At 63.8% G+C, this 12,051-nt stretch carries 12 protein-coding genes and 1 pseudogene; 10 read left to right on the plus strand and 3 right to left on the minus strand.

Annotated elements, in window-relative coordinates; all coding sequences use genetic code 11:
• The first annotated feature begins 255 nt into the window (after positions 1-255).
• From NKK47_RS33770 to NKK47_RS33805, 8 genes are all read left to right on the plus strand, one after another.
• A complete protein-coding gene (locus NKK47_RS33770) occupies positions 256-960 on the plus strand; it encodes a gamma-glutamylcyclotransferase (RefSeq protein WP_352579773.1) in 705 nt (234 codons plus the stop codon).
• Between the two features lie 43 nt (positions 961-1,003).
• Positions 1,004-1,126 carry a hypothetical protein gene (locus NKK47_RS33775; protein WP_023679140.1) on the plus strand — a complete coding sequence of 41 codons (123 nt, stop codon included), beginning with the start codon at positions 1,004-1,006 and terminating at the stop codon, positions 1,124-1,126.
• A gap of 113 nt (positions 1,127-1,239) precedes the next feature.
• A complete protein-coding gene (locus NKK47_RS33780; RefSeq protein ID WP_023679139.1) occupies positions 1,240-1,422 on the plus strand; it encodes a hypothetical protein in 183 nt (60 codons plus the stop codon).
• 219 nt (positions 1,423-1,641) lie between these two features.
• Positions 1,642-2,574, plus strand: a complete 933-nt coding sequence (locus NKK47_RS33785; RefSeq protein ID WP_352457237.1) for a sugar ABC transporter substrate-binding protein — start codon at positions 1,642-1,644, stop codon at positions 2,572-2,574.
• 67 nt (positions 2,575-2,641) lie between these two features.
• Positions 2,642-3,697 carry an ABC transporter permease gene (locus tag NKK47_RS33790; protein WP_352450301.1) on the plus strand — a complete coding sequence of 352 codons (1,056 nt, stop codon included), beginning with the start codon at positions 2,642-2,644 and terminating at the stop codon, positions 3,695-3,697.
• 3 nt (positions 3,698-3,700) lie between these two features.
• Positions 3,701-4,480, plus strand: a complete 780-nt coding sequence (locus NKK47_RS33795; protein WP_352457238.1) for an ATP-binding cassette domain-containing protein — start codon at positions 3,701-3,703, stop codon at positions 4,478-4,480.
• Positions 4,477-5,436 (plus strand): cyclase family protein, encoded by a 960-nt coding sequence (locus tag NKK47_RS33800; protein WP_352457239.1) that lies wholly within the window; start codon positions 4,477-4,479, stop codon positions 5,434-5,436. The genes NKK47_RS33795 and NKK47_RS33800 overlap by 4 nt, the downstream gene beginning before the upstream one ends.
• A 23-nt stretch (positions 5,437-5,459) precedes the next feature.
• Positions 5,460-6,935: an amidase gene (locus tag NKK47_RS33805; RefSeq protein ID WP_352457240.1), complete on the plus strand. Its 1,476-nt coding sequence runs from the start codon at positions 5,460-5,462 to the stop codon at positions 6,933-6,935.
• A gap of 16 nt (positions 6,936-6,951) precedes the next feature.
• Here the strand turns inward: NKK47_RS33805 and NKK47_RS33810 are convergent, their stop codons facing one another.
• Positions 6,952-8,238, minus strand: a complete 1,287-nt coding sequence (locus NKK47_RS33810; RefSeq protein WP_352457241.1) for an ROK family protein — start codon at positions 8,236-8,238, stop codon at positions 6,952-6,954.
• 156 nt (positions 8,239-8,394) lie between these two features.
• Between NKK47_RS33810 and NKK47_RS33815 the strand changes: the two are divergent.
• A pseudogene (locus NKK47_RS33815) lies at positions 8,395-8,541 on the plus strand (SMC-Scp complex subunit ScpB); the annotation flags it as partial.
• Positions 8,542-8,745: 204 nt separating this feature from the next.
• Here the strand turns inward: NKK47_RS33815 and NKK47_RS33820 are convergent.
• Positions 8,746-9,081 carry an ATP-binding cassette domain-containing protein gene (locus tag NKK47_RS33820; protein ID WP_352579774.1) on the minus strand — a complete coding sequence of 112 codons (336 nt, stop codon included), beginning with the start codon at positions 9,079-9,081 and terminating at the stop codon, positions 8,746-8,748.
• Between the two features lie 241 nt (positions 9,082-9,322).
• Positions 9,323-11,068: an adenylate/guanylate cyclase domain-containing protein gene (locus NKK47_RS33825; RefSeq protein WP_352457243.1), complete on the minus strand. Its 1,746-nt coding sequence runs from the start codon at positions 11,066-11,068 to the stop codon at positions 9,323-9,325.
• Between the two features lie 449 nt (positions 11,069-11,517).
• Here NKK47_RS33825 and NKK47_RS33830 point away from each other — a divergent pair, with 449 nt between their 5' ends.
• Positions 11,518-11,871, plus strand: coding sequence for a cupin domain-containing protein (locus NKK47_RS33830; RefSeq protein ID WP_352457244.1), 354 nt, complete (start codon positions 11,518-11,520; stop codon positions 11,869-11,871).
• The last annotated feature ends 180 nt before the right edge of the window (positions 11,872-12,051 follow it).

The following is a 12,051-nucleotide window of genomic DNA, read 5'->3' on the forward strand; positions in this document are numbered from 1 at the left end:
AATCACCTCCTACAGGAAGTGAATCATGAACCACGCCTCACTGGAATCCCTCGCGATTCAAACTGAACGTCCGACGCTCTAGATTGCCGAAACCACATGGAATCGTTCGAGGGCGAATATGCGGGGCGCTTTGCTGTCATCGGTGAAGGGGCAAAGACTCATTCACGCCGTGCATCGGTTCGTATCTTGCAACGCCCGTAGTATCTGCCAAGGATACGCGATCCTGATCCGATGGAGCACGGGATGCCGAGCCAAATGAGAAAGCTGACCTTGACCGCGGACCACGTCGCGCGGGTCCACAAGGTCGTTCAGGACCAGGGTTTGACGCCAGGTGCCGAGCTACACACCGATGCCGACTACGACAGCTGGGTCGAGCAAATGATCCGAACTCATCCGGCCCCGAAAGCACCGCCCCGCCTGTTCGCCTACGGCTCCTTGATCTGGAAGCCGGAGATCGAGCATATCGGTGAGCAGGTAGGCCTCGCTCGTGGGTGGCATCGGGCTTTCTGCTTTCGCATGGCCCGTTTTCGGGGCACGCCGGAGCAGCCAGGCCTTATGATGGCCCTCGATCGTGGGGGGCAATGCAGCGGCGTCCTGTACGACCTGCCAAAGGACAACCTCGAACGCCAATTCGGCAAACTCTTTCGACGCGAATTCACCTACAAGCCGGCCAACAGCATGCCCCGGTGGATCACGGTGGCGACCGCTTCCGGGCCTATCTCGGCCTTGGCCTTTGTGATGAACCGCGCGTCACCTCTCTATGCCGGTCGTCAGTCGCTTGAAGCCGTTGCCGATGTCCTGGCCCTGGCCTGCGGTCATTGGGGAAGCGGGGCCGAATACCTGTTCAACACGGTTTCTCACCTCGAAGCCAAAGGCATACATGACAGCAGCCTCTGGCGGCTTCAACGCCTTGTGGCGGAGTTGATAGAGCGAAACCCGGCGGAGCGGAACGTTCTTTGAGCCGACGGAGCGGTCGCTTCAAGCATCCGCAGTTGGCGCGAACATGACCTCCAGCATTGTCACCCGCGATGTCCGCTTCCGGGCGGAGGCTGAAGAGACTGCCACCGCACTTTTCAACCTCGCCAAGGAACACCTCGAACAGCTCAAGGCGAGGCCATCGACTTAAGCCTAGCTGTGCGTGTTTCGACATTTCGACGTCGCGGTGTCGGATTATTTGCATGCAAACCAGTTTTACGACGCTATCCTCCCATCCTCAACGGAAGATTCTGGGAGGAATGCATGGCTGCGCATGAGCAACATGCCGTTGAAATCATTAGGGACAAAGAGTGGTCGGTTCGCGTGACGGTCAACGGCACCACCACCACGGTCCCTTTTACATCTGAGAGCTACGCGCGTTCGTTCGCAGACGGTCAGGCGTTCCGACTGGGCGTTCAGGTCGCGGAGATCAAGAAGGCGGCCTAGCTGCGCGCTTGCCCCAAGAGCCCCACAGCGATTGAACCTCGAGTGACCAAAGCCGGTTGAAATTAGCCGTTGCGCGGCATAAGAGCTTGTGCCTATAGTTAGTACGTGGCTCGCACGAACAAACAGACTGACTGTGACGACCTGTAGATGGCGCCCAAGCTGGGCTGCTGCGCGGTCTGGAGGTGAGCCGGAACACTCGGTCAACAGGGGATACGCACAGTGAACCGCTTTCAGAAACTCTCGACCGCAGCGCTCGTCGCAGCATCCTTCACGTCGACCGCCCTCGCCACGAATGACAAGCTGACGATCGGCATCGTCACCTTCTCGACATCCGACGTCGACACAAACCAGATGGTCGACACGATGAGCCAGGAAGCCAAGTCTAAGGGCTGGTCGGTGGAAACGCTCAATGCCAATGGCGATCCTTCGCAAGCGATCACCAGCATCAAGCAGCTGGCAACCAAGAAGGTGGACGCCATCATCGTCACGGTCTTCGATTCGACGGGCCTGGCGGCCGGGCTCCAGGCGGCGGCGGACGCAAAGATCCCCGTGCTTTCGGCCGGCGGCGGCATGGCAGACGGGATCGCGCTATCTGCAAGTACCGGTGCTGCGCAACCGCTGATCGACTTGATGCTGAAGGACATCGGCAAGTCCGGAACTGTACTCGACCTCACCTACCATCCCGGCATTCCGTGCCGCGAACGAGCCGACGCCTTCGATACGGCGGTCAAGGCAAATCCGGGGCTCAAGGCGACCTCGCACGAGATCAGCATCCCGGGTGCTGCCGAATCGTCGCAGGCCGCGACCAGCGCCTGGCTTGCAGCCAATGCCAACGCCAAGGGGCCGTTCGCCATCTTCAACTGCTATGACGACAACGCTATGGGCGCGATCGCGGCGCTGAAGCAGAACGGCCGCAGCGACGTGAAGGTCTATTCGTTCAACGCCACGGCGCCCGCTGTCCAGGCTGTCAAGGACGGGACGATGACCGCCACGCTCGGTGTCGATCTGACTTCGGCAGGCAAAATGCTAGTCGATCAGATTCCCGACATCCTGGCAGCCGGCGACCAGTGGAAGCCCAAATCCTTCGTGCCAGGCTATACGCTCGTCACCAAAGAGAACGTCGACAAGTTCATCAAGGACAATCCGCAGTAAGCTCTCCTGATTGTGGGTCTGGGCCGGACTTGCCTGGCCGGGCCGGAGTGCTGTCATGAGAGCCGCCATGTCCGCTGATCATTCCCTGCCCGAAACCCACGCTCCGGCAGAGGCGCCCCGCGTCCTGCCGTCAACGCAGACCGGCTATGCCTCGCCCAATGCCCGACAGCGGCGCGCGTTGCTCATGCGCCTGCTTGGAACCTACGGCACCATCATCGTGCTGGCGTCGATGCTGGGGATCTTCTCGGTGCTGGAGCCGGGGACCTTCGCAACCATCGGCAATTTTCGCAACATCGTAAACGACATGGCGATCGGCACCATTGTCGCGGCCGGCCTCACCGTGCCCCTCGTCGCCGGTGATTTCGACCTCAGTATCGGCTATGTCGCGAGTTTCTGCGGGCTTCTCGTGGTCGGGCTGTTGAGCAGCAGTGGCTTGCCGATCCTACCCGCCATCTTCCTTGTCGTCGGCCTCGGAACGGTCATCGGCATTGTCAACGGCATTGTCGTTTCGAAGATCGGGGTGAACGCCTTCATTGCCACGCTTGGCACGGGCACCATCGTCGTCGGGCTGAACTACGCCTATTCGGGCGGAATTCCGCTGCAGCTCACCCAGTCGCGCGAATTCACAAATATCGCGATCGGCCGGATTGCCGGAGTGCCGCACCTCGTCATCATCATGGCCGTCGTGCTTGCGCTGCTGTGGGTGATCCTCAACCGAACAGTGCAGGGCCAACACATCAAGGCCATCGGCGTCAGCCCGGAATCAGCGCGCCGCGCCGGCGTCGCCGTCGATCGCAGCCGCATCGTTGCCTTCGCCATCGCCAGCACCTGTGCTGCTATAGGTGGCGTGCTGATGGCCTCCAATCTCGGCTCCGGCCAGGTGACGGCGGGTGACAGCTTCATGCTGACGTCGTTTTCGGCCGCCTTCCTCGGTTCGGCGGCGCTGCGAGAGGGTCAGTTCCATATCCTCGGCACCTTGATCGGCGTGCTGACGGTCGCCGTCGGCAACAATGGGCTGGCCATGATCGGCGCGCCGATCTTCACGCAGTTCCTGTTCACCGGCTGCCTTCTCGTCGTCGCCGTAGCGCTCGGCGGTATTGGCCGCCGCTATGCGAGGGGATAGGCCATGGCGCAGAAGATGCTGCTCAGCCTGCGCCGGATCTGCCGCAGCTTCGGCGGCATCCAGGCACTCGATGACGTTTCGCTGGACATCGCCAGGGGCGACATACTCGGCCTCGTTGGCGACAATGGTGCCGGCAAGTCGACGCTGATCAAAATCCTGGCCGGCGCGCATGACCCAACTTCCGGCGACGTGATCCTCGAAGGGCGGCCGCAAAAGTTGTCGCCGCCGTCCGAAGCGCAACGCCTCGGCATCGAGACGGTCTATCAGGACCTGTCGCTGATCGGCACGTTCACTGCCGCCGAAAACTTCTTTCTCGGCCGCGAGATTGCGCTTGGCCGCGGCCCGGCGCTGCTGCGCTGGATCCGCCGCAAATCGATGGGCGACATCGCGATGCGCGGCCTCGAGGAACTGCACATCGAGATCCCCGGGGTGCGCAGCAAACCGGTGGATCGCATGTCCGGCGGCCAGCGCCAATTGGTGGCGATCGCGCGCGGTGCCTTTTGGGGCCACAAGCTGCTGCTGCTCGACGAGCCCACCGCGGCGCTCGGCGTACGCGAATCCCGTGAGGTGCTCGACCTCATCAAACGACTCGGCGCCCAGGGGCTGACGATCGTCATGGTCACCCACAATCTCGATCATCTCTGGCAGGTGTGCAACCGCGTGGTGGTGATGCGCAGGGGCCGCAAGGTCGCCGATCTCGCAAGTTCCGGCACCAACATGGAGGACGTCGTCGCTTATATCACCGGCGCCAGGCAGCCGGCGACCGCGCAGGCGGAAGCATGAGCGCGGCTGAAACGATGACGCTGCGCCGGCTGCTGGGCAATGCGCCGAGCCGCTGGGGGCATTGGGGTGCCGACGACGAGATCGGAGCGCTCAACTATCTGACCGCCGACGAGGTCAAGCGCGGCCTGGCGTCGGTGCGGGACGGCCGCACCTTCACCCTCGGCGTGCCGGTCGGGACTTCTGAGGGCGATGCCGTCTTTCCCGGCCGCTGGCCGGCGAAGCATTTCATGGTCGCCGACAAGGCCGGCTTCGAGAACGGTCACTGGCAACCGCTTGCCGGCGGCCTCGAATTCGCAGACGACTATATCACCAGCTTCGCACAGGCCGGCACGCATTGCGACGCGCTCGGCCACATGTGGTTCGACGACACGCTTTGGAACGGCTTCGCGGCAAGCAGTACCAATGGCGGCATGACCAAGGCCAGCATCATGCCGATCGCGGAGCGCGGGATCGTCGGACGCGGCGTGCTGCTCGACATCGCCCGGTTCCGCGGCAAACCGGCCCTTGAGCGCGCTGAAACATTCACGCATCGCGACCTCATGGAATGCGCCCGGGCCCAAGCGGTCGATATACTGCCGCGCAGCATCCTTCTCGTTCGCACCGGCTGGGTCGGCGCACTGGCGGCGGGAAGCCAGCGCGTCGGCGATGGATATTGGGAACCCGGACTGACCTTCAGCCTCGACCTCGTGCGCTGGTTCGACGAGATGCAGATCCCCTGTCTGGTTACCGACACACTGGCCAACGAGACAACCTACGAGCCCGAGACCGGGTTGATGCTGGTGCTGCACGCCGCGCTGATGCGCAATCTGGGCGTGGCGTTCACCGAAATGGCATCGCTCGACCTGCTGGCCGCCGACTGTGCCTCGGACCGCCGCTACGAAGGCTTCTACTGCGCCAGTCCGGTCAAAGTGAGCAAGGGCACCGGCGGCGCGGCAAATCCAGTGTTCATCAAATAGCACCCAACAAGGTGGAACGGCTTATGTCTTCTGCAGACGACCAGATCTGTTTCCTGCCGGCCACGGAACTGGCCCAGCGCATCCGGCGCCGCGACCTGTCGCCGGTTGAAGTAACCGAGGCCTATCTGCGCCGCATCGAGGCGCGCAACCCGGTGGTCAACGCCTATACGCTGGTTCTCGGCGACCAGGCGATGGAAGCTGCGCGGGCCGCCGAAAAGTCCGTGATGGCAGGCGGTCCGCTTGGACCGCTGCATGGCGTCCCCGTCGGCATCAAGGACCTCGACGATATGGCCGGCGTGCCGACCTCGATGGGGTCGTGGGCGGTGCACGACCGGGTGCCCAAAACAAGTGCTGTGGCGGTCGAGCGCCTGCTCGACGCAGGCGCCATCGTGCTCGGCAAGACCAACACGCCGGAGTTCGGCCATAAAGGTATCACCGACAATCTGCGCTTCGGGCCGACCAGCACGCCCTTCGCGATCGGCTACAATTCCGGCGGCTCGTCCGGCGGCAGTGCGGCAGCGGTCGCCGACGGCATGGCGGCCCTGGCGCAAGGCACGGACGGCGGCGGTTCGGTCCGCATCCCCGCCTCGTTCAGCGGCACCGTCGGCTTCAAGCCCTCTTTCGGCCGCATTCCTTCGGTGACTCGCCCCGACGCCTTCTTGTGGGGACATCCTCTGGTCCATATCGGACCGCTGACCCGCACCGTTGCGGACGCCGCGCTGATGACCAAGATCATGGCCGGGCCTCACAACCGCGACCCGTTCTGCCTGCCGGATCACGGCGTTGACTATGTCGGCGCCGTTGCCGGGCGGACGCCGAAACTGCGCGTGGCCTACAGCCCGCGACTGGGCAATTTTCCGGTCGAAGCCGGGGTCGCCACCGTCGTTGCCCGGGCCGTCGATGTCATGCGAGCACATGGCATTGAGGTTGATGAGGTCGAGCTCGATTTCAGGGCCGATCACAAGGAACTGGCGGCGCTTTGGGTGCGCACGATCTCGATCCACTATGCTGCCATCGCCGTGTACTGGAAACAGGAGGGCATCGATCTAATGGGCAAGCATGCCAAGGTGCTCACCCCGCAGTTCCTCGCCATGCTGGAGGGCGCCTACAAGGTGTCCGCCGTCGACCATGCGCTCGACGATCTTTTGCGCACCGGCGTCTTTGACGGCCTCGAGGATGTATTCGAAACCCATGACCTGATCGTCTCGCCGACGCTGGCCGTTCCGCCCGTCAAGAATGCCCCCGACGGCAACACGATCGGGCCGACATCGATCAATGGCGAGGCGGTCGATCCGCTGATCGGCTGGTGCATGACCTATCCGATCAACTATACCGGCCATCCGGCGATTTCGGTTCCGGCCGGCCTGACGGCGCAGGGCCTGCCGGTCGGCCTGCAGATCATCGGGCGGCGGCACGCCGACGAAACCGTTCTGGCGATGGCGGCTCAGTTCGAACGTATGCAGCCCTGGTTCCAAAGCTATCCGGGGCTCGCTGGATAGTTGGGTGTCGGAACACCTAGATCGGAAGCTGCAGTAGCTCGGAAATCACCAGACCGGCTGCGCCTAGGAGGGCGGCCCGGTCACCTGCATCGCCGGCAATGAATTCGATCGCGCCGCCGGGTCGTGACGGAACCATGGCGCGGACATGCTCCGCGATTGCGCCGAGCAGGCAATCGCCGCCGAGCACGACATCGCCATGCATGATGAAAATGTTGGGCGCCACCGTCTGCTGCAGATTGGCGATGCCGACGGCGACGTTGCGGGCATACCGGTCGAGCAGCTCAGCCGCTCCCGGCAGCCGCCGCGCCGCCATGTCGACGAGGCGGGCCGAGTCGATTAGGTCTGGCTCTGGCAGAGCCGTGCGGGCGGCCTCCCGCCGGAGCCAGCTCAAGGTGGCAATGGTGTCCCAGCAGCCGCGCCTGCCACAGCGGCAGGGCTCGCCGTCGAGCTGCACGAAAGTGTGTCCGAGTTCGCCGCCTGCGCCTGCCGTGCCACGATAGAGGTGCCCGTCGAAATAGAGTGCGCCGCCCAGCACCTCGCCCGTGTAGACGACCGCGAATTGCCTGACGCCGCGCCCGGCGCCGAACCAGCGGTCGCCGACCAGCAAGGCGCGCGGATGATGGTCGAGCTTGACCGGCAGGCCGAAGCGTCGCCCGAGATCGTCGGCGAGCGGGTAGCGGTCGAGCGCCGGCGCGAGATTGACAGCGACGATCGACCCGCGATCGGTGTCAACCATGCCGCCGACGCCAACACCGATCCCGAGAGGCATGCGCCGCGCCCTGGAGAGAGTGTCGCCGACGCATTCAGCGATCGACTCGATGATTGGCCGGACCGGCCCCCTGCCGTCCGGCAGGGCCATCTTGCGTTCCGATTCGATCTTGCCGTCGAGCGTCGCCACGCAGGCATGCACGGCATCCGGCATCAGCAGCACACCGCAGATCGGACGGGCATTGGGCGAGAACCACAGCGGCCGGGCCGGCTTGCCGCCGCCCGGACTGGGAGGAACCGGGTCGCTCTCGACCAGCACCTGATCGTCGATCAGCGGCTGCACGATTCCGGAAATGGTGGTGCGGTTGACCCCGGCCAGGCGGGCCAGTTCAGCCCTGCTCGTCGGCCCAAGATCGAACAGGGCCTGCAGCACACGGCCGCGATTGGTCGAGCCGACCATCGAGGACGACAGCAGCGCCTTGCGCCGGCGCGAAACCCGCTCCGCGCCGGACGCATCGCCGGGCGGCGTGAACAGAGCGCTGCGTCCGCCATTCGGGCGCCCATCGTCGGTATCGTCCATCGTCGAGTTTTTCATAAGGGGCATCCTGCCAGCTCTTCTAACCCAGGACCTTACCGGTTTCGAGCACTTTGTGCGAGCAGGCAACAAACTCGTGCATTGCCAGGACAAGATGCGTCGCAAATGTTCAAAGACACGCCAGCTCGGCGTCTCCTGACTAATTGGTGTCACAACTTGCGCGACCTGCCGGATTTCGAGGCACTCGAGGACGCTGGCCTGCTGTCCAAGGACAAGCTGCTCGCCGGCGACATTCCGGTTGGCCAGACGAGCGGGGAGCGTGATGATGAGGTGGACATCGTCGCTGAAGGCGAGATGCCATGAGCAGACAGGTCTCTTCGACTCTCGGCAATCTCACGTCCAGGACCGATCGCGTGGCAATCGGTGATCGGGATCATGGACTTCAACCACATCGCCTTCGACAAGATTGGCTGGAAAGATCACCACCAGAAAGCGAACCGGCCGCGGTTCGCCGTCGCCGCGCCAAAGAAGGATATTGCTCGATCACCGCCTCGATGCGCTGTTCGACTAGCCGGCTGTCCGCGATGGCGTAGCCCCCATGCGCAAATTCTCTATCACTGTGAGGCGCGGAAACACACCGCCGCCCGGCGGCATCAGCACCAGCCCCTGGCGCACCACCTCATGGACGGCAAGGTTGGAGAGCGTTGTATCGCCCAGGCTGGCCGTGCCGCTCCACACCGGCAGCGCGCCGGCAATCGCCTTGAGCAGGGTCGACTTGCCACAGCCGTTCGGTCCGAAGATGCAGGTGATCTTACCAGCCTCCGCGCTTAGCGAAACGCCATGGACGATCTCCTGCTTGCCGTAGCCGGTGACGATGTTTTCGGCGGTGAGGGTGGTGCTCATTGCGGCCGCCCCAGATAGGTCTGCATAACTTCCGAATTGCGAACGATGTCGCTAAAAGAGCCGCTGGCCACGACGCGCCAACCGTCCGTCGGCCTTCGCGCCGGCTGTTCACAGCTGCTCTACGCGCTCAGTTCTCGACAAGCCGGCCAGAGAACTATCCTTCCAGAAGCGACGCGGGATCAAGGGACGTCGCCTGGCCGGACGTGACGCGCAGGAGAGGGCATCTTTGCAAACGCGACGATCACTCCGGCACGCCGGAGATGCCCAGCGCCTCGACGTAACGCTCGGCGAACACCTTGTCCCGCCACGGGTTGATCTGTCTCTGCAGAGTGAGCGTGTAGGTCGGGAACGCCTCCATCAGCCGCCGCGCCGCCGCCTGCGCTTCGTCCAGCCGGTTAAGTTTGAGCAGCGCCATGATCACCACCCGGTGCGAGGAGCCGTAATTCGGCATCTCGCGCAGCGCTCGTTCTCCCCAAACCAGCGCTTCCTCGTAGCGTTCGAGCATCAGGTAGCTCATCCCGATGCCGGAGAGCGCGATGCCCTTCTCGGGGTCGACCGGACTCAGCCGCATTGCCCTGTGGAAGTGCTCGATCGCGACGAGGGGGTGGCCGGAATGGGCGTTCACCCAGCCGCTGCCCGTATGGCCCTGCGCCGAATTGGGGTTAAGGAGCAGGGACCGTTCGATCGTGTCCAGCGCCGTCTCGTAATCCTTGGCGCTGTAGGCGATCACCTGCGCGGCGAAACGCAAGCTTGTCGGGTCGTCTCGCGCGTCCGCCAGCACCTCGCGAGCCATGCGCACGGCTACGCGGATATCGTCGGGCTCGTGCCAGCACTGACTCACCGACAGGCTGCGGATATAGGCACCGAGTGCCTTCGCCAGGGTGAAGCCTGGGTCGATGCTGAGCGCCTCGTTGGTGAGCCGGCGCACGTCGGCGAAGCCTTCGCGCGTCATGCTGTAGAAGCGCGGCAGCGCACGAAGGTAGAGGTCGTAGGCACCGATGTAGTCGGTCGGCTTCATGCGCGCCTGCTTGATCTCCTGCAGCCGGATGCTCGGTTCGACAGCGCCGACGACGCTCTCGGTCACCTTGTCCTGCAGGTCGAAGATATCGCTCACGTCGCCCTCGAAGCGGTCGGCCCAGACATGGTGTCCGCTGATCGCGTCCACCAACTGCCCACTGATGCGCACCCGCGATCCTGCTCTGCGGATGCTGCCTTCGAGCACGTAGCGGACGCCCAGCTCGCGCCCGACCTGGCGAAGGTCCACCGCCCGGCCCTTGTAGGTGAAGGACGAGTTGCGGGCGATCACGAAGAAGGAGTTCACCCGGCTCAATCCGGTGATGATGTCCTCCACCAGCCCGTCGGCGAAGTATTCCTGGTCGGGATCGCCGCTCATGTTGGTAAAAGGCAAAACCGCGATCGAGGGTTTCGCGGGCAGCGGAGGCGATGCAGCCACCGAGGCACCGGCGTCGGTCTCGACGCGGTAGGCGCGCACAGGCCGCTCGATGTTCTTGAGGCGCAGGTCGCCGAGCGGCGTGAAGCCGCAGTCGAGCTTGCCCTGAAGGTGGTCGTAGGCGGTGCCTGAGACGACCACGGTGCCGGGGTCGGCGATGCTGTCGAGGCGGGCGGCGATGTTGACCCCGTCGCCGTAGAGGTCGCCGTCCTCCTCGCAGACCACGTCGCCGAGATTGATGCCGATGCGGAAGCGAATCCGCTCTTCCTCGGGCATCTCCGCCTCGTGTTCTGCCAGGGCCTGCTGGATCGCCATCGCCGAGGCCACCGCGTTGACGACGCTGGCGAACTCACACAGCATGCCGTCGCCGGTGAGCTTGACGATCCGACCCCGGTGCTCAGAGACCAGCGGTTCGAGGAGGTCCTTGCGGTAGATCTTCAGCCGCTCGAGCGTGCCGCGCTCGTCGCGCTCCGTCAGGCGCGAATAGCCGACCACGTCGCAAACCATGATCGCTGCGAGGTGGCGCTGCGTGGTCATTGCACCGCTCAGCCAAGCGCCTGCACGCGGGCCGCCCCGCGTCCATGTCCTGCCAACTTCCAGACGCCCCACGTGCATGGTATCCGTCTCTCCCAGTCGCCGCCCGTCGCCGATACAGAACGGAAAACGCAGCTCGACCTTGCCTTCACGAGATTTCGCTATCCCGCTTGCGAGGCGTGGAGCGTTCCAGTCGCCGCGCTAACAGCCAACCGGCGACACGCCCACGCAGCCTCTGGGGACGCTGACACGCCACTCCCAGAAGGCCGGAGATATTTGCTGCCCTTGGTAACCGGTTGACGCCACCGTCGCGGTGCTTTTGTCACCGCGATGTAACAGCGAGATGGCCCTACGAACGCGCGCATCGGGCATTACACCAGACGTTCGCGCTTAGAGGTGCTGAGGTCGGAAAGTGGCGCGTTCGCTTGGCGAACGCGTAACAATGACCCTCGTTGCTGCCGTTTAGTCGCAAAATCCCAAAGCCCGGATCGGGTGACGCGCATCGACTGTTCCGAGACACCGGCCGCGCGGTGCGAGGCCATGTCTGCGGCCATCCGCTCGACATCACTACGGAACTGCGTTCTAAACCAGGACGTGATGGTGAAGGTTGGCCGCGCCGCGACAAGCTGCGCCGCCCCGTCCGACGAGCTTCTTCGATGCGCCCCGCCTGCTCCTGGATCATCATGATGTATTGGCATGGCGCGACCCCAACTACGGCAATGTCGCATATTGCTATTCAGGAATCACTCGATTGCAAGGCCGTCGAGCGGATGGAGAAAGTCAGCGACGAACAATACCGCCGCTGAACCTTACCGGGGCCGCAGCGTCTCGCACTTGGCGAAGTCTTGCGCTGCCGAGTTCTGCAATAGTGACAGGCACGCTGCCAACTCACCCCAGCCAAATGTATTGGCATGGCGCGACCCCAACTACGGCAATGTCGCATATTGCTATTCAGGAATCACTCGATTGCAAGGCCGTCGAGCGGA

Source organism: Mesorhizobium sp. M0019, assembly GCF_040323975.1.
Lineage (GTDB): Bacteria > Pseudomonadota > Alphaproteobacteria > Rhizobiales > Rhizobiaceae > Mesorhizobium.

Excerpts from the sequence above, each read along its gene's own strand:
- NKK47_RS33820 (WP_352579774.1), bottom strand. The coding sequence starts at position 9,081 with ATGAGCACCACCCTCACCGCCGAAAACATCGTCACCGGCTACGGCAAG.
- NKK47_RS33795 (WP_352457238.1), top strand. The coding sequence starts at position 3,701 with ATGGCGCAGAAGATGCTGCTCAGCCTGCGCCGGATCTGCCGCAGCTTC.
- NKK47_RS33810 (WP_352457241.1), bottom strand. The coding sequence starts at position 8,238 with ATGAAAAACTCGACGATGGACGATACCGACGATGGGCGCCCGAATGGC.
- NKK47_RS33775 (WP_023679140.1), top strand. The coding sequence starts at position 1,004 with ATGACCTCCAGCATTGTCACCCGCGATGTCCGCTTCCGGGCGGAGGCT.
- NKK47_RS33790 (WP_352450301.1), top strand. The coding sequence starts at position 2,642 with ATGTCCGCTGATCATTCCCTGCCCGAAACCCACGCTCCGGCAGAGGCG.
- NKK47_RS33805 (WP_352457240.1), top strand. The coding sequence starts at position 5,460 with ATGTCTTCTGCAGACGACCAGATCTGTTTCCTGCCGGCCACGGAACTG.
- NKK47_RS33770 (WP_352579773.1), top strand. The coding sequence starts at position 256 with ATGAGAAAGCTGACCTTGACCGCGGACCACGTCGCGCGGGTCCACAAG.
- NKK47_RS33825 (WP_352457243.1), bottom strand. The coding sequence starts at position 11,068 with ATGACCACGCAGCGCCACCTCGCAGCGATCATGGTTTGCGACGTGGTC.
- NKK47_RS33800 (WP_352457239.1), top strand. The coding sequence starts at position 4,477 with ATGAGCGCGGCTGAAACGATGACGCTGCGCCGGCTGCTGGGCAATGCG.
- NKK47_RS33780 (WP_023679139.1), top strand. The coding sequence starts at position 1,240 with ATGGCTGCGCATGAGCAACATGCCGTTGAAATCATTAGGGACAAAGAG.